The sequence below is a fragment of the Acinetobacter lwoffii genome (assembly GCF_019048525.1).
GTDB classification, from domain to species: Bacteria; Pseudomonadota; Gammaproteobacteria; order Pseudomonadales; family Moraxellaceae; genus Acinetobacter; species Acinetobacter lwoffii_K.
Map to the genome: position 1 here is coordinate 2,909,927 of NZ_CP077369.1, position 17,808 is coordinate 2,927,734.

The 17,808-nt window shown below is 42.6% G+C and carries 17 protein-coding genes; 8 read left to right on the top strand and 9 right to left on the bottom strand.

Annotated elements, in window-relative coordinates:
- Positions 1-94 precede the first annotated feature (94 nt).
- Positions 95-490: a hydroxyisourate hydrolase gene (gene uraH / locus I6L24_RS13685; RefSeq protein WP_044113019.1), complete on the top strand. Its 396-nt coding sequence runs from the start codon at positions 95-97 to the stop codon at positions 488-490.
- A 4-nt stretch (positions 491-494) separates the two neighbouring features.
- Here uraH and I6L24_RS13690 read toward each other — a convergent pair whose 3' ends face one another.
- On the bottom strand, positions 495-1,241 hold the full coding sequence (locus tag I6L24_RS13690) for a hypothetical protein (protein ID WP_216986192.1): 747 nt from the start codon (positions 1,239-1,241) through the stop codon (positions 495-497).
- A gap of 174 nt (positions 1,242-1,415) precedes the next feature.
- On the opposite strand from I6L24_RS13690, the gene paaI reads away from it, so the two are divergent.
- Positions 1,416-1,808, top strand: a complete 393-nt coding sequence (gene paaI, locus I6L24_RS13695) for a hydroxyphenylacetyl-CoA thioesterase PaaI (RefSeq protein WP_216986193.1) — start codon at positions 1,416-1,418, stop codon at positions 1,806-1,808.
- A gap of 76 nt (positions 1,809-1,884) precedes the next feature.
- Here paaI and I6L24_RS13700 read toward each other — a convergent pair whose 3' ends face one another.
- Positions 1,885-3,588: a M61 family metallopeptidase gene (locus I6L24_RS13700; protein ID WP_216986194.1), complete on the bottom strand. Its 1,704-nt coding sequence runs from the start codon at positions 3,586-3,588 to the stop codon at positions 1,885-1,887.
- 175 nt (positions 3,589-3,763) lie between these two features.
- On the opposite strand from I6L24_RS13700, the gene I6L24_RS13705 reads away from it, so the two are divergent.
- The 3 genes from I6L24_RS13705 (at position 3,764) to slyD (ending at position 7,235) form a co-directional block, all read left to right on the top strand.
- Positions 3,764-5,077, top strand: a complete 1,314-nt coding sequence (locus I6L24_RS13705; protein WP_216986195.1) for a D-alanyl-D-alanine carboxypeptidase PBP6B — start codon at positions 3,764-3,766, stop codon at positions 5,075-5,077.
- A gap of 252 nt (positions 5,078-5,329) precedes the next feature.
- Positions 5,330-6,616: an NAD(P)/FAD-dependent oxidoreductase gene (locus I6L24_RS13710; protein WP_216986196.1), complete on the top strand. Its 1,287-nt coding sequence runs from the start codon at positions 5,330-5,332 to the stop codon at positions 6,614-6,616.
- Between the two features lie 136 nt (positions 6,617-6,752).
- On the top strand, positions 6,753-7,235 hold the full coding sequence (slyD, locus tag I6L24_RS13715; RefSeq protein ID WP_004278960.1) for a peptidylprolyl isomerase: 483 nt from the start codon (positions 6,753-6,755) through the stop codon (positions 7,233-7,235).
- A gap of 167 nt (positions 7,236-7,402) precedes the next feature.
- On the opposite strand, the gene I6L24_RS13720 is transcribed toward slyD, so the two are convergent.
- From I6L24_RS13720 to I6L24_RS13740, 5 genes are all read right to left on the bottom strand, one after another.
- Positions 7,403-8,176, bottom strand: a complete 774-nt coding sequence (locus tag I6L24_RS13720; protein WP_005263417.1) for a M48 family metallopeptidase — start codon at positions 8,174-8,176, stop codon at positions 7,403-7,405.
- A 112-nt stretch (positions 8,177-8,288) separates the two neighbouring features.
- On the bottom strand, positions 8,289-8,597 hold the full coding sequence (locus I6L24_RS13725) for a hypothetical protein (protein WP_071851724.1): 309 nt from the start codon (positions 8,595-8,597) through the stop codon (positions 8,289-8,291).
- Between the two features lie 160 nt (positions 8,598-8,757).
- Positions 8,758-10,077, bottom strand: coding sequence for an adenylosuccinate synthase (locus I6L24_RS13730; protein ID WP_004278963.1), 1,320 nt, complete (start codon positions 10,075-10,077; stop codon positions 8,758-8,760).
- A gap of 70 nt (positions 10,078-10,147) precedes the next feature.
- Entirely contained in the window at positions 10,148-11,314 is a 1,167-nt protein-coding gene (locus I6L24_RS13735; RefSeq protein ID WP_004278964.1) for an ATP phosphoribosyltransferase regulatory subunit, read from the bottom strand.
- A gap of 206 nt (positions 11,315-11,520) precedes the next feature.
- On the bottom strand, positions 11,521-11,976 hold the full coding sequence (locus I6L24_RS13740) for an Lrp/AsnC family transcriptional regulator (protein ID WP_216986197.1): 456 nt from the start codon (positions 11,974-11,976) through the stop codon (positions 11,521-11,523).
- Positions 11,977-12,123: 147 nt separating this feature from the next.
- Between I6L24_RS13740 and I6L24_RS13745 the strand changes: the two genes are divergently transcribed.
- On the top strand, positions 12,124-12,873 hold the full coding sequence (locus I6L24_RS13745) for an AzlC family ABC transporter permease (protein WP_216986198.1): 750 nt from the start codon (positions 12,124-12,126) through the stop codon (positions 12,871-12,873).
- Positions 12,870-13,169 carry an AzlD family protein gene (locus I6L24_RS13750; RefSeq protein ID WP_005263421.1) on the top strand — a complete coding sequence of 100 codons (300 nt, stop codon included), beginning with the start codon at positions 12,870-12,872 and terminating at the stop codon, positions 13,167-13,169. Before I6L24_RS13745 ends, I6L24_RS13750 begins: the two co-directional genes overlap by 4 nt.
- A 42-nt stretch (positions 13,170-13,211) precedes the next feature.
- On the opposite strand, the gene I6L24_RS13755 is transcribed toward I6L24_RS13750, so the two are convergent.
- On the bottom strand, positions 13,212-13,508 hold the full coding sequence (locus I6L24_RS13755) for a hypothetical protein (RefSeq protein ID WP_004278968.1): 297 nt from the start codon (positions 13,506-13,508) through the stop codon (positions 13,212-13,214).
- A gap of 192 nt (positions 13,509-13,700) precedes the next feature.
- Positions 13,701-14,723: a type I glyceraldehyde-3-phosphate dehydrogenase gene (locus tag I6L24_RS13760; protein ID WP_216986199.1), complete on the bottom strand. Its 1,023-nt coding sequence runs from the start codon at positions 14,721-14,723 to the stop codon at positions 13,701-13,703.
- 388 nt (positions 14,724-15,111) lie between these two features.
- Here I6L24_RS13760 and alaS point away from each other — a divergent pair, with 388 nt between their 5' ends.
- On the top strand, positions 15,112-17,805 hold the full coding sequence (gene alaS, locus I6L24_RS13765) for an alanine--tRNA ligase (RefSeq protein WP_216986200.1): 2,694 nt from the start codon (positions 15,112-15,114) through the stop codon (positions 17,803-17,805).
- Positions 17,806-17,808: the final 3 nt, after the last annotated feature.

Below are 17,808 nucleotides of genomic sequence, written 5' to 3' on the forward strand. Positions count from 1 at the left end.
ACTTCGGTGGGCTTTTTTTATTACATAACTTAAATATTTTTTTATTTTTCAATCTATTAGAATTAATTAAAGTATTCATTTTAATGTGAGTCTCATGAAAAAAATAATTTTCGCTTTAGCTGCGACTTCCCTTTCAACTTTTGGCTTTGCCAATCCGCTGAGTGTGCATGTACTTAATCAGGAAACCGGCCTACCCTCTGCTAATGTCACGGTCACCCTAGAAGCTCAACAAGGTGAGAAATGGGTCAAGCTCAATGAAGCCAAGACAGACAGTAATGGTCGTATTAAAGAATTTTATCCTAAAGACACCGCGTTACAAAAAGGCGTTTATAAAGTAACGTTTAAAACGAGTGATTGGTTTAAGGCCAATAATCAACGGACGTTCTTCCCTGAAGTGCCGGTAGTTTTTGTGATTGATGGCACGTTGGAGCATTACCATATTCCACTGTTATTAAGTTCTTATGGCTATTCAACGTATCGGGGGAATTAAACTTCTATATCGACTCTTGAGATATTTGAAATCCTACACGAGGATTTTTTCTAGGTGTAGTGATGGTGAATTTGACTTTAAAATCATATAAATTCCCATATTTATCTTCGTAGCCTATTTTACCCCTTATCATTAACTCCTTGTCTGCAAATAACTTTGTATATTGTTCTTTGAGCAAATTAATTTGAACTCTCTGTTCTTCATTTTTACTAAGACTTATTAAAAGTGATTCATATCTTTTAAAATCCTCATCAAAAAAATATATATTTTTAGCTTCTTCACCATAATTTTTTAAATTTAAATAAATACAAACAATATAAATATCAAAAACATCAATAATATTTCCATCATTATCACGATCTTCGTACCTATCTTCGTGTTCAAAAAAAGTAGTTCTACTTAAATTTAACTGAGGTCGCAATGCTTTTCTTGCTGATTTTAGCTGTTGTTCTTGTAAAGAAACTAAATTCGTCTGTTGTTTAACACTTTCCCGCATCTCATCAATCTGAAGTTGTAATGCTTTTTCCTGTTGCTCTAATGCTTTTGTATTTTGCTCTAACTGTTTACCTTGCTGAACATAACCTAAAATCAGCCAGAGAAAAGCAATTGGCGCAAATATTCCCGCTAGAAAATCTCCAAGTTCATTTAATGAAGTAGGCGAACTCAATCCACCAAACATCCAAAAAGAAGTAATTACAGCAAGCCAAATTACTGTAATTCCAATGCCACAATTTAAACTTTTCTGATTCATGTTCTTCTAATAAATACTGATATCTAAGCACTTTTTACATAACTTGTCTTATGTATGCAAATTAAGCTTTGAGCTTCTTTTTAGTTTTTCCTTGTTATTCTCCTGCTGGAATGTTATTTAGGATTCACATATTTAATAATTTAAAATAAAACGTATCTTAAAAGGAGTTTTACAATGGATCAGCAAGTCAACCAGATGTTTAATCAGGACCGGTTAATTCAGCATCTTGGTGCTCATCTGGTTTCTTATAACCACAATTATGCAAAGATCGAATTAAAGGTAACTGAACAGCATTTACAGGGTCATCAGACCTGTAACGGTGCCGTGATTTTCGCACTGGCAGATGCAGCTTTTGCAATTACCTGCAATACCGGTGAACATCCGGCAGTTGGTCAACATTGCGGTATTCATTATTTAAAACCGGGCTTGCTTGGCGACACACTGACTGCTGTAGCTGAACACAAAGCCAGCAGTGGCCGTAGTGGTATTTATGATATTCAGGTGATGAATCAACATAATCAAATTGTGGCAGAATTCCGTGGCACATCACGACTGATCATTAAATAATTTTTTCTCAAAATTTAATGCAATAAAAAACCGGTGACTATGCACCGGTTTTTTTAAATGACGAACAAGTGAAGCTTTAAGCTTTAAGCCATTTCTCGACTTTAGCCGGATCTTCCACTTTCAGTTCAACTTCGGTCAGTTCAGAACCCGCAGCTTGAACCTCGAAGGTCATCAGCTCATCACGACGGAATGCATACACTGTAAAAGTACCTTGCTGTTTTGCATAGCTTTCAACAAGTTTGGTCGTTGCTTTTAAGCCATCAATTGCAATAATGACATCATTGGCAGAAAGGCCAGCGAGTACAGCAACCCCATCACGACGCGCAGATTGAACTAGAACACCTTCCGGCTTATCTACCAGTTTTAAACCGAATGGCAAAGACTTGTCATTTTTCAGGCTATAAGCCATACCAAACTCAGGGAATAGCTGATCGAGCGGCAATTCATCTGTGGTATTGATCAAGTGATTAATCTGTTCTGACCAATCATCTCCTGTCAATTCTTTACACAATTCAAAGATCGTCCGTTCATGCACCTGAACGCCTTTCTGGGCATTTTCATACAAACGGCGCATCAAAGCATCCAGACTTGAACCACGTAAACGCAGACCCAAATCCAGGCACAGTGCAACTAAACAACCTTTGTTGTAATAGCTGGTACCCGCATTATTCGAGTTTTCATCCTGACGATAGAATTTCACCCAGGCATCAAAACTGGATTCAGACACTGACTGAATCACACGTCCCGGATTTTGCAAATAACGGTCAATCTGTGCTTTTAACAAAGCAATATACGATTCCTGATTAATCACGCCGCTACGCAGCAAAATCAAATCATCGTAATAAGAGGTGAAACCTTCAAAGATCCATAACAGAGAGGTATAACCTTCTCTGTTTAAATCATGGTTAACGAAGTTTTCAGGGCGAATAAACTTCACCAACCATGAATGGAAATATTCGTGGCTACATAAGCCGAGGAAACGCTGATAATCTTTTGAAGGTTCTTCAGGTTCATTGGCCTTAGGCAAGTCATCACGTGGTGAAATCAGGCTAGTCGAGTTCGGATGCTCCAGACCACCATAGCTATTACCGGTTGCCATGGTCATAAAGGTATAGTCTGTAAACGGCGCCGAACCAAACATTGAAATTTCTGTGGCACAAATTTTTTCAATGTCCTGCTGCATACGCGCCGCATTCATGGCATGTTTGCCTGACACCACAAATTCATGCGGAATACCATTTGCTTCAAAACGGAAACGGGTTTGCTCTGCCAGCTCAAATGGTGCATCAATCAATTCGGCATAGTTTTTGGCTTTGAGCGTGAAACGGCCTTTGACCAGACTTTTGGCTTGCATGCCGGTTGCCAGCTGAAAATGCTTTAATTCATCTGGCAGGAAAATTTCCAGTTCAATTTCTTTATTTTCCTGACCTTCTAGCCCTAAACATGCACAAGCCGGGTTCACGTAGAGACGATTTTGATCCACATATGCACCACGAACAGACAGGTCATAGGCATAGACATCATATTCCACTGTAATCAGCTCATGATCAGTATTGAATAAACGCCATTTGTTCTTTTCAAATTTCTGGATCTGTAACTGGCGCCCATCTTCATCATAGGCTTTAACTGCTTCAATGTGCTTGGAAAATTCCCGGATCAGATAACTTCCCGGAATCCAGGTCGGCAATGACAAGACTTGGGTCGGATCAGCAAGAAAGCGAACAGTCACGTGAATAAGATGCTGACGATAATCGTCAAATTCAATTTGATAATGCAACATAATGAACGATATAAAATTAAAATAAATGAGATATAGCTTAGCTTAGCATTTTTTAAGCCAGTATGGTTTAGCTGTCTTATTTGTCTACATTTACGACTAGCTATCTGTATAAAAAAGGCATAGCATGCGTGAAAATTAAATCGTTCAACACCCAGCGGGTTATCAAGGAACACCATTGAAATACATCATCTCACTGATTGCGGTTTTCAGTTTATTTATTTCTGCATTTTCACATGCTGCCCTACTCAATATTGTGCCTGAAAGCGTTGAAGCTGAAGCCTGGACCATTCTGGATTCACAGTCTGGTCAAGTCATTGCAGAGCACAATGCCGACGTTCAGCGTGCTCCGGCTTCGCTGACCAAAATGATGGTGGCTTATATTGCCTTAAAGGAAATTGAGGCCGGAAAATTAAATAAAAATGAAGTTTTAACCGCGACCTCTGTGGTTAAAACCGTGATGTGGGATGAGTCACAGATGTACCTGAAAGAAGGTGATCTGATTTCAGTCGATCAGCTTCTGGCGGGCTTAATTATCATGTCTGCCAATGATGCCGCGGTGACGCTGGCTGAGAAAATTTCGGGTGGTATTCCGCAGTTTGTTGAACGTATGAATCAGGAAGCCAAAGCGCTGGGCATGCAGCATACCAATTTCCAGAATCCGGCCGGCATTACCATGCCTGAGCATTATTCGACTGCCGCCGATTTGGCCAGACTGTCTATGGCGGTGGTGAATGAAACTCCGGATTATCTGTATTATTCCAAGCAGCCAAGCTTTACCTACAATCAGCATTTTCATCGTGCGACCAACCGTGTGCTTCAGGTCGATCCAACCGTAGATGGTTTAAAAACCGGTTTTACCCGTGCGGCAGGCTACAATCTGGCGCTGACAGCCAATCGCGTCACAACAGATTTTGAAATGCCAAATCGTCGTCTGATTGTAGTGGTACTGGGTACTAAAAGTGCCGCAAAACGCGCTGAAGTATCACATAAGCTGATGAATCTGGCTTATACCTATACCCGCAATGAAGTAGCGATCAAAGATCAACAGCTACTGGCTGAGTTGCCTGTAATTAAATCCACCTTAAAAATGTTTAAGGTGCAAACCAAGCAACCGCAGATTATTACCACTTCTTTATATGATCAGGGCTACAGTATTGACCTGAATCAGTTTGACCAGACAAATCAGCGTGTCATGCTGAATACTGGTGATGGCGTTTTAAAAAGTATCGAGCCATTACAGGAAACTCAGACTCATATCAATGTTGAAGTGAAAGCGTCTGAACTCATTGCACCTTTGGCGACCATGATGCCTTTGGCGACCATTCAGGTTTATCAGAATAATCAGTTGATTCGTACCATTCAAATTGAAGATCATGTCGAAATTGAAGAAGCCAATCTGTTTCAGAAATTCTTTAGCTGGCTACAAAGCTTATTCGGTTTATTTTCAGACAATACGCCAAGCGTAAAGCTTTATCCTTTAGATAGATAATAGCGCTACATCTCAAGTCACTTTTCTTTAAGCTAGAAGATCTTTGCGCTGATCTTCTAGCAGATTTCCCTCCTATTAATCTCGCTCTCCCATTGCTTGCTTAAAGCAGCAACACTTACCTGCTCTCACAGAATTGCTACGTTTTGTAATTTGTATAACAATTTTAATCAAGACGCGTTTTAGCGCATGCCATAGTATATTTTCTCTCTATTTCTCTTATTTTTATTAAAAAAATAAATAGGTTAATCATATATGACAGCACATAAAATCGTGATTGTGGGTGGTGGTGCCGGTGGTCTGGAGCTGGCGACTCAGCTGGGTGAGAGCTTGGGTAAAAGCGGTAAAGCCCAGATTATTTTGGTCGATCAAAAACTGACGCACATCTGGAAACCGCTGCTGCATGAAGTTGCCGCAGGCACCTTAAATCCACATGAAGAAGAAACTAATTATTTTGCCCATTCAGCCGCACATCATTATGAATTTGTCTTGGGGACATTTACCGGTCTGGATCGTGAAGCGAAACAGATTGTGGTAGAAACAGAATATTTCTCCAAAAAAGCCCAAGCCAAGAAGAACCAGCGCATCGACTATGACACCCTGGTACTGGCCTTGGGTTCTACCTCGAATGACTTTAATACCGAAGGCGTCAAACAGTTCTGTCATTTTCTCGACAGCCGTCCACAAGCTGATATCTTTCAGCAGGATCTGTTGCATCTCTACTTGAATGCTCAACATGAAGCTTCGAGCCGTGAACTGAATATCGCGATTATTGGCGCCGGTGCGACTGGAGTAGAATTGGCTGCCGAGTTGGTGGAGGCCAAACACAATTTCTTTAAATATGGCTTAAACAAGGTCGATCCAAATAAAGTCAAAATTACCTTAATTGAAGCGGCGGATCGTATTTTGACTGCGCTCTCGCCGAAAGTTGCTGAACATACCATGCAACAGCTGGAAAAATTCGGTATTGAAGTCCTTACCAGTCATCGTGTGGCCAAGGTAGATGAAGACAAAATTTATTTTGCAGATGGCTCAAGTCTGGATGCCGAGATTAAAGTCTGGGCCGCAGGTATCAAAGCACCTGAAGTCTTGGCACAACTGCAAGATATGGAAAAGGACAATATTCACCGCTTGAAAGTCTTCTCCACCCTGCAAACCAAATCTGATCCAGACATTTTTGCTTTTGGTGATTGTGCTCACTGCCAGCCTGCTGCAGATGAACCGGTCTTGGGTCCACGCGCACAAGTGGCTAGCCAACAGGCCAATTTCCTGGCCAATGCCTTAAAAGCACGGATCAATGAGGAAAACTATTTACCGATGTTTAAATTTTCCGACAAAGGCTCACTGATTTCCTTAAGCCAGAATAAAGCTGTCGGTGAATTACTCGGTCAGGTCAATGTGCAAGGCTTTGTTGCCAAATCGATGTATGTTTCTTTATATCGAATTCATCAGGCGACCATTCATGGTTATGCGCATGCTGGCATTCTCACCGCAAAAGATTTTGTTACACGAAAAATTTCTCCAAAGCTGAAATTGCATTGAAATTCCAGAATTTGGCCCAATCAATGAAAAAATCGTCAACAAAATTGTCAAATTGCGTTTTTTTGCTAATTTTAGTCTACAAAAATGCAATTTCACTTTATGATGTACCCTTAAAAAATTGAATGGATCAATTAACATGACTGCTATTGCAAATAACCTCGTGGTTTCTTTCCACTACACATTGACTAACGCAGAGGGTGAAACTCTCGACCAATCTCAAGGTGAACCACTTGCCTATTTGCACGGTGCAGGTAACATCATCCCAGGTTTAGAAAATGCGTTAGAAGGCAAAACTGTAGGTGAAAAATTCACTGTAAACGTTCCTGCTGCTGAAGGTTATGGCGAATACAACCCTGACCTAGTTCAAGAAGTTCCTGCGCAAATGTTCCAAGGCGTAGACAACATTCAGGCAGGCATGCAGTTCCAAGCTCAAACTGATGACGGCGTGCAAATCGTAACTGTTAAAGCAGTTGAAGGCGACAATGTTGTTGTTGATGCTAACTTCCCACTTGCTGGTCAAGACCTGACTTTCGAAGTTGAAATCGTATCTGTTCGTGAAGCTTCTCAAGAAGAATTAGATCACGGTCACGTACACGGTGTAGGCGGTCACCAACACTAAGATCTTCTGATCTTGAGTGAAAAAAGGCAAAGTCTGACTTTGCCTTTTTTATTGCCTGAAAATAGCCCGTAGAATATTAATCACCCAATTAGCTATAAAAAAAAGCAGAGCCATTGCCCTGCCTTTCCAATCCGATCAAGATCTCCTTTTACAGGATGATTAGTGGATTATTTGTTTTGGTTATAAATCTGCATGGCTGCTGGCAACTGTTGACGCATTTGTCCAATACGCTGGCTATTCGATGGATGCGTAGACAGGAAGGTTGCACCACTGCTGCCACCGAGTTTGTTCATTTTTTCCCACAGGGTAATGGCTGCATTCGGGTTATAACCTGCGCGCGCCATCAGCATTAAACCACCTTGGTCAGCACGGCTTTCCAGATTACGCGAGTATGGCAAGCCAATTCCGATCTGACTACCCAATTGTGCGGCTGCAGCACCACCTTGACCCACACCTGCTGCATTCAAGCCGATACCCAAGGCCAGATCAGTCAGGGCCTGAGCACCGATTTTCTGCTTAGAATGCTCTTCTAAAGCATGCACCATTTCATGACCCATAATCGCTGCAATTTCAGCATCGGTCAGATTCAGTTTATTCACGATACCCGTATAGAATACAACCTTACCACCTGGCGCAACAAAGGCGTTAACCTGGTCAGATTTGAGCACAGCCAATTGCCACTGGAATGCCGTACCGGTTTGATTCATCTGGTTAGCAACCGGTTTCAAACGGTTAAATACATTATTAATCCGTTTATAGGTCGCTGAACTGGTATCCAGTTGACCTTTGTTCTTCGCATCATTGACCATGGCATTATAGCTTTGGCTCGCAGATGCATTTAAGGTCGCAGTATCTGCCCCTGCCATATCGGCAATGGTGGTACAACCTGATAATGTGACGACTGTAGCAGCAGCCATACTCAATAAAAGTTTATTCTTCATTATAATTTACTCCACCTTGGCTCAAGGGCAATTTACATTGTAAAAATTATAAGTGAAAGCGCGTAGCAGCTAAACGCTTAATTCATTCATCTTCTTATAAATTATGTAATTTTTAAGCCAAATACTGTATCGCCAACCAATAAATCAGACAAATAATATTGAGGCCCAAGTAAACCTGACTGAGTGGTTTGATTTTCTGTTCAAGCATTTCGTCTTTACGTTTGAAATATAAAAAAGCATTTTGCAATAAAATAATAGGCACTAATATACATGCAATAATGACACTCAGACCAATCAGCACCGCATAAATCACTTCGGGGTTTTGGGTTTGCGCACGAATAATCATCATGGCCATTGTTGGCGCCCCGCCCATCGCGAATAACAATGAATAAAACATGGTCGCCGATATATTTTTTTGCATCCTGCTGCTCATTTTTCTTTCTTTATATACCACTATGTTAAAGCACATCACGTGGTATTACCGATGCAACTTTAGTCTTGAAATACCTGCATAAATTTAACATATAAAAAAACCCATCCGGAGATGGGTTTTTATCATTCAAGCTTTAGTCAAATGAAGATTAAGCATCAAACGGGTGGCGAAGAACAATGGTTTCTTCACGGTCTGGACCTGTTGAAATGATGTCGATTGGACATTCAATCAATTGCTCAAGACGTTTTACATAGTTCAATGCAGCTTCTGGCAACTGATCTAGTGATTTCGCACCGAAAGTTGACTCAGACCAGCCTGGCATAGTTTCATAAATCGGTTTTAAAGTTTCGAATGCAAGCGCATCAGAAGAACCGACACAACCAGAATCTGCAGCTTCATAACCCACACAGATTTTCACTTCTTCTAAACCGTCAAGAACGTCAAGTTTAGTCAGGCAAATACCAGAAAGTGAGTTTACATCAACTGAACGGCGTAGAATTTCAGCATCGAACCAGCCACAACGACGTTGACGGCCAGTAGAGGCACCAAATTCATTACCAATCGTACCGAGGTGTTTACCAATCGCATCACCTGTGTCATTTGCAGCGTCATACACCAACTCAGTTGGGAATGGACCTGCACCTACACGCGTTGTGTACGCTTTAGTAATACCCAGTACATAGTCAAGGTGCAAAGGACCCAGACCTGAACCAGAGCTTACGCCACCAGCAGTTGTATTCGAAGACGTTACATACGGATATGTACCGTGGTCAACGTCAAGAAGTGAACCTTGCGCGCCTTCGAACATGATATTGTCACCGTTTTTACGGTAGTTATGCAATTCCGTGGTCACATCCACAACCAGTGGCGCAACAACCTTACGCCATTCGTCGCAAAGTGCCAGCACGTCTTCCAGTTTAACCGCTTCAACACCGTAGTATTCAGTCAGCTGGAAGTTATGGTAGTCCAGAAGTTCAGTTAACTGAGCAGTCAGATGTTCACCACCACGCACCAGGTCAGCAACACGTACTGCGCGACGCGCTACTTTGTCTTCGTATGCAGGACCGATACCACGACCTGTCGTACCAATCTTCGCATTACCACGTTTTTTCTCACGCGCCTGATCAAGTGCGATGTGGTTCGGAAGGATCAATGGACAGTTTGGAGAAATGCGTAAACGTTCTTTAACAGGAACGCCTTCTTTTTCAAGAATGTCCATCTCTTTGATGAGCGCTTCAGGAGAAAGAACAACACCGTTACCAATTAAGCACAATACGTTTTCACGTAAAATACCTGATGGAATGAGGTGTAAGACAGTTTTCTTACCACCAACCACAAGAGTGTGACCTGCGTTATGTCCGCCTTGATAACGAACTACCGCTGCCGCTTGATCTGTGAGCAGGTCGACGATTTTACCTTTACCTTCGTCGCCCCATTGGGTACCAAGTACCACAACATTCTTGCCCATAATAGCCTCATTACATCATGCTGTTAAAGTTGAAAGCCCCGCTCAGCGACATGAACACTGAGCCAAGCAGTTAAATCGTTTTGACTGTCCACTCACCATTCGCATTCACCAGCTGGTGCGTCGCATATGGAATCGAGTTTAAATCATCATTACCCAGTAACTGAATTACACTTAAGCCTTGTGCACGAATATTCTGAATTGCATTCAGAAGTTCTGCATCAGTGCCTTTAGGTGCAACCACGACCTGTACCGCATCAAACTGGCCTGCGCTTAAAGCATATAAGTCACAAGAGAAACCGGTTGCCGGACGCGCACGGCCAAAATGTTCACCAATGCCATCATAACGGCCACCTTGTGCCAGTGCAGCTGCACGGTTCGGTGCATAGACTGCATACATCAAGCCAGTATGATAATGGTATGAACGTAATTCAACCACATCAATACCAATACTCAAGTTTGGCCAACGGGTTTGAACTTCGTCTTTGGTGGTTTGCAAGACATTAAAAGCCTGCGTAAATGCTGGATTTGCCAACACTTCAGCACTTAAATGCGCTTGTAATGCATCCAGGTCGCTGGCATAGCGTCCAAGTGCATAGAAATCCTGACCAAATTTCAGGTCTGCCGTGAATTCTTCTAATTCTGGCAAAGCCTTACGCTGGTATAAATCAGATAATTGCTGTTCAGCGACTTTGTTTAAGCCGGCTTGAGCCACCAGACTGCGGAATAAACCCACATGACCTAAGTCCAGATGAATACCATCTGCCAGACCTGTTTCCTGAATCAGACTGATCATCAAGTCGACCATTTCTACATCGGCATCGATGCTGTCTGAACCAAATAGCTCCGCACCTAACTGTAGTGGCGCACGCGAAGTGTTAAAACCGCGAGGCTTAGTATGCAGAACGGTTCCTGCATAACAGTAACGTGCAACACCTTCCACTGGATGTACATGCGCATCAATACGAGCCACTTGTGGTGTCATATCGGCACGCACACCAAGCAAACGACCAGAAAGCTGATCGATTACTTTAAAAGTGGCTAAGTCTAAATCTTGATTCGATTCTGAGAGAGAAGATAGAGATTCGATGTATTCAATGAATGGCGTGTACACCAGCTGATAACCTCGAGATGCAAGGAAATCCAGTGATTTACGGCGCAGACTTTCAATAACTTGCGCTTGTTCTGGTAATACATCAGCTACACCATCAGGTAATAACCATGTCTCTGAAATGGGCATGTTGTAAACCTAAATTCTTGTCAGCGCGGAACGAATCCGCATAAAAAAATCGGGAGCACACCCGATTTCTCCTAGTCTAGCACGATAGTTTTGGCTGTGCATCGCAAATTTTATAATTTTCGCTACCTGATGAAATCAACAACAATTGTGTCAACTATCAGCGTTTTAATGCACATTTAAAACAAATAGCATGACAAAATCCGGCATTAAACCAAAGGCAATGCAATCGTGCTTTTAACCGTTTGCAATGGAATTTCAGTTTTTACACTTTGAATGCAGGGAATTTGGGTTAAATGATGAATCTGAAATTTACGATAGGCATCCAGATCAGCCACCACAATTCTTAAAAAGAAATCACAATCGCCTGCCATTAACTGGCACTCGACGACTTCTGGCATTTCCTTGATCGCTTCGACAAATTGATCGACCACAGCAGCTTCTTGAGACTTGAGCCAGACGCGTGCAAACACGCTCATCGCCAAATTGACCTTTTGTGGATTCAGCAGTGCGACATATTGCTCAATCACGCCATCATCTTCCAGCTGTTTTACCCGTCTTAAACAGGGTGACGGTGACAAGCCAATTAATTGAGCCAGTTCATTATTTTGCAGTTTTCCATTCTTTTGCAGCTCATGCAAAATGCGTTTATCTATTTGATCCATGTCTATGCCTTGGCATTTAAAACCCCTTAAATTTAATTTAGCGCAATTTAATTTCAAATAAAACTCAAATCTCTTTCACTACAACAGCAAATAGCCTGAATATCGCCATAAAATATGGTCTAGTTTTGCAGTACCCAGGTCATTTCCATGCTTTTGTTCAGACAAAGCACCGCAGCAATAGTTGCCCCTACCGATTTCAGTGAATTTCAACGTGGCATGAAAGATTCTATTCCCATGCTTTTAGGGATTATCCCCTTTGCGCTGGTGTTGGGTGCGACGGCGGTACAGAAGAATTTCAGCTTGCTCGAAGTGCCATTACTGACCGGTTTGAACTTTGCCGGCGGTTCTGAATTTGCCATTCTGGAAGTCTGGAGCAGTCCACCAAATTTACTCATGCTGATGTTCATTACCTTTCTGGTGAATAGCCGGCATCTGTTGATGGGCGCCAGTTTGGTGCCGTATTTAAAGCATCTCCCGAATCGTAAAGTTTTTCCGGCGCTGTTTTTTATGGTCGATGAGAGCTGGGCGCTCGGTCTGGCTGATGCACAAAGGAAACAAGCGCACTTGGGTTATCGTGCTGCGTTTAGCATGCCTTATTATGCCGGCCTGTGTTTTTGCCTGTACTTGATGTGGGTCGGATTTACCACACTCGGCGCCATACTTGGACCTGTATTAGGCGACATTAACCGTTTTGGTTTCGATATGGCCTTTCCTGCTGTATTTCTGGTGTTACTGAGAAGTATGTGGAAAGGTTTTGAGGCTGCCCGGCCATGGCTGGTCAGTTTAGTCTGTGCGGCTTTGGCTTATTTATATTTACCTGCGGGCTGGTATGTGCCAATTGGTGCATTGTCTGGAATCGCTTCGGCATTTTTCCTGATTCAAGAGGATCAAACATGATCCAGATGAGTACCTTGGTGGCCATTATCCTGATTGCTGCGACCACTTATTTAACCCGAATCTTGGGCTATGTCTTATTAAAAAACAAAACGCTGACACAGCGCCAGCGAAAAATCCTGGAAGTAGTGCCCGGCTGCGTGCTGATTTCAGTGATTGCGCCTTATTTTGTACGCGACCATCCGGCAGACCTGATTGCCTTGGCTTTAACGCTATTTGCCGCTACACGTTTTGGATTATTACCGACCGTCGCCATCAGTATGGTTTCTGCTGCAATTTTAAGAATTTTAATAATCTAACGCTAGAAAAACCCCTTTAAATGATCTCTAAAGGGGTTTTGTTTATTTCTGTGGATCAACCACTTTGGTCAGCAAACTGACCAGTTCGGCATTTTGCAATTCAACCTGCTGAAGTTTGGCTGTGGTCTGATCCAGCACTTCCTGCTGCACATGCATTTTTTTGGCTAGATCCTGCATGATTTCCAGGGTCTTTTTTAAATTTTCTTCCAGATGCACGATTTTTTCTTCGACTGGCACGCCTTCCACGCTACGTGGCTCATCACTCTGATTAAACTGCAGCCAGATCAGAAAAATTACCGCCAAAGTCAGCAGTATAATAAATCCCCAAACCACCATCATGTGCTTGCTCTTATTTCATTTTATTGTCTTTATCTTAACGAAAAATGCTGCAGATAACGTAAATAATTCAGCCTCAATTCCTGATTTTCGATCAATTACCGGCAAATTCTCTTAAAACATGGCTTGCAGAATATTTACAGGCAAGAAAAAAGCACCGTATCTCGGTGCTTTTGAGGTTTAGATAACCCGAACTTAATGAAATGATTCACATAAATCCAGCAGACGGTTGGCATAGCCCCACTCGTTATCGTACCAGGCAAAGACTTTGGCTTGATGCCCAACGACTAGAGTCTGGGTCAAATCCACAATCAATGAATATGGGGAATGATTAAAATCACTCGATACCAATGGCTCATCTGTCACAGCCATAATTTCCGCAAAATCCTGCTGGGCAGCCTTGATCAGCACTTCATTCAGCTTGTGATCGGTAATCGGCGACTGGGAGACAAACGTTAAATCAATCGCGGCCACATTAATGGTCGGCACCCGAATTGAATAACCATCAATACGATCTTCCATTTTTGGCATGACACGCTTTAAGGCACCGAGTGCGCTCGAAGTCGTAGGAATGATGTTATGGCCTGAAGCACGTGCACGACGCAAATCACGATGCGCATGATCCAGTACCGACTGATCCGCCGTGACAGCATGTATTTCGGTCATCAAGGCACTACTGATTCCAAAAGCATCATCGACAATTTTGACCAGTGGCACCAAAGCCTGAGTGGTACAAGAGACGCTGGAAATGATCTGGTCCGATGCTTTAACTTCATGATGATTGACACCATAGACAATCGCTGCATCAACCGTATCAAAAGGCGCGGCACCAATAATCACACGTTTCGCCCCTGCCCCAATATGCTGGGTCGCAGCTTCACGGGAACGGAACAGCCCGGTACATTCAAGCACTACATCTACCGCCAGGTTTTGCCAAGGCAACTTAGCCGGATGCGACTCACACAAAACCTGTACTTTTAATGTAGTATCTTGATAGCTGATATGCATATAGATATGTTCAGCATCATAGCTGAGATCCACCTGCCCCGGAAAACGGCCATGGGTCGAGTCATATTTAAATAGATGGATCAGGGTTTCAACATCGGCAATATCATTAATGGCAACGATTTCAAAATTAAAATCTTTCGGATTTTCAAACCATGCGCGCAGTACATTCCGTCCAATACGCCCAAATCCATTGATTGCCACTCGTTGCATGACTCGACCTTTTATATGCCTATTTTAAAACTCTTCTATGTTAAAGGATTTCTGGCGCCGTACATTAAAAAACTTCAGAGAAAATACTGATTTTCGATTATTTTATTTCTGATCCATCCGTCTGTATCTGGGTCATTTAAAATTCCAGTTATTTTTAATGTGATGGATATCCACGAATTCTACTGTGGGAAAATTCAATTTAATTATTCAGCGAAAAACCTGAGTAAATAAATCCTTCGCAATTGGTTTTAAAATGATTGGTGCCTACTGCTTTTTCCGTTATAATTTGGCGTTTTAAATTTTTAAGCCCCGCATTGCAGCAGAGCTCTTGTATGCTTTTCAGACTGTGGTGTTTTAGCCAAATCGGAAATTATGGAGTGACTTGGTTGTGAGTACTCGTTTTATGACATCAGCTGAAATTCGTGAAGCATTTTTGCGTTACTTTGAATCGCAAGGGCATACACGTGTCGCGTCGAGTTCTCTAGTACCTGCCAATGACCCAACTTTGCTGTTCACCAATGCTGGTATGAACCAGTTTAAAGATTGCTTCTTAGGTCTAGAAAAACGCGATTATGTACGTGCAGTGTCATCACAAAAATGCGTGCGCGCAGGTGGTAAGCACAACGACTTGGACAATGTGGGTTATACAGCACGTCACCACACTTTCTTTGAAATGTTAGGTAACTTTTCATTTGGTGATTACTTCAAACGTGATGCGATCAAATTTGCCTGGGACTTTTTGACTAACGAAGAATGGCTTGGTCTTCCTAAAGATAAACTCTATGCAACCGTTTACCACACCGATGATGAAGCCTTTGACATCTGGAACAAAGAAATCGGTCTAGACGCTTCACGCATTATTCGTATTGGTGACAACAAAGGCGGTCAATACGCATCAGATAACTTCTGGGCAATGGGTGACACCGGTCCTTGTGGTCCATGTTCTGAAATCTTCTTTGACCATGGCGATCATATCTGGGGTGGCTTACCGGGTTCTCCTGAAGAAGATGGCGACCGTTTCATTGAAATCTGGAACAACGTTTTCATGCAGTTCAACCGTACTGCGGATGGCGTATTACACCCTCTTCCAGCGCCTTCTGTGGATACAGGTATGGGCTTGGAGCGTATTTCAGCTGTTCTTCAGCACGTTAACTCAAACTACGAAATCGACCTGTTCCAGCACTTGCTAAAAGCTGCTGCTGAAATTATTGGTCTGGATACTACAGCGCTTGAAGCTGAAGCTGCTGAGAAAGGCACACCAGTTCAGTATCCTGCTTCATTGAAAGTCGTTGCTGACCATGCACGTTCATGTTCATTCCTGATTGCTGATGGCGTAAACCCATCGAATGAAGGTCGTGGTTATGTACTGCGTCGTATTATCCGTCGTGCAGTACGTCATGGTAACAAATTAGGCGCAACAGGTTCGTTCTTCCACAAAATGTTGAAGCCACTGATCGAAGTGATGGGCGATGCATACCCTGAACTTGCTGCTCAACAAGCACGTATCGAAGCACAACTTCTTAAAGAAGAAGAACAATTTGCCAAAACACTTGAGCAAGGTTTGAAATTGCTTGAAGGCGAATTGGCACAGTTAAAAGGTTCTGTGATTCCGGGCGAAGTGGTATTTAAACTTTACGACACTTATGGTTTCCCGACTGACTTGACTGCTGACATCGCACGTGAACGTGACTTAACCATTGATGAAGCTGGTTTCGAAACTGAAATGGCTGCACAGCGTCAACGCGCACGTGATGCAGGTAAATTCGCGATCGACTATAATTCTGTTGTGAAAGTCGAAGGTGAAACTCAGTTTGATGGTTATGACGCAACTGCAGGTGAAGGTCAAATCATCGCAATCTACAAAGATGGCGAGCAAGTTGATGAAGTGTTTGAAGGTGATGAAGCACTGATCGTACTCAACCAAACACCTTTCTACGCAGAAAGCGGCGGTCAAATCGGTGATACAGGTATCTTTAAAAACGATACTGGTATTTTCGAAGTTCAAGATACCAAAAAATCTGGTGGCGCATTTGTACACCAAGGTATCGTGACGATGGGTAACTTGAAAGTTACTCAAAATGTAGAAGCAACAGTAAAAGCAGATATTCGTGCAGCAACTGCGCGCAACCACTCTGCGACTCACCTGCTACATGCTGCGTTACGTCAAATTTTAGGTTCACATGTACAGCAAAAAGGTTCATTGGTTGCATCTGATGTGTTACGTTTTGACTTTGCCAATGACCAACCTGTAAGCTTTGAACAGCTGCAAGAAATTGAACGTTTGGTCAATGCTGAAGTGATTGCCAATACTGCGGTGTCTACTGAACTTCTGGATATCGAGTCTGCGAAAGCTAAAGGCGCGATGATGCTGTTTGGCGAGAAATACGGTGACGAAGTACGTGTACTGTCTATGGGTTCAGTGATTGAAGAGAAAAACTTCTCAATCGAACTTTGCGGTGGTATTCACGTAAAACGTACCGGTGATATCGGTCTGTTCAAAATCACCTCTGAAGGTGGTGTGGCAGCCGGTGTACGTCGTATTGAAGCAGTAACAGGCACTAAAGCAGTTGAAGTTGCGCAAAAAGCCGATCGCGATATCAATACGATTAACGGTTTGCTCAAAGCACAAAAAGACCAGACTTTAGAAAAAGTTGAAGCACTGGTTGATACTGCATCGAGCTTGCAGAAACAGATCGAACAACTCAATCAAAAACTTGCTAGCCTGCAAGCTGGTGAACTTCTAAGCCAAGTTCAAAGCATTGCAGGTCGTGCAACCTTGATTACAACTGTTGAAAACATGGATGCAAAAGCACTACGCAACCTGCACGACGGTGTGAAATCAAAATTAAAAAATGCAGTGATTGTTCTGGCAGGTGTAGAGGGTGACAAGGTGAGCTTGATCGCATCTGTAGCAAAAGACTTTACTGCTTCTATTAAAGCAGGTGACATCATCAAACATTTGGCAACTGAGCTAGGTGGTAAAGGTGGTGGTAAACCTGACTTGGCACAAGGTGGCGCGCCACTTAACGAGAAGTTTGCTCCAGTGATGGCAGATTTAACTGCCTGGCTTGCAGCAAAATAAAAC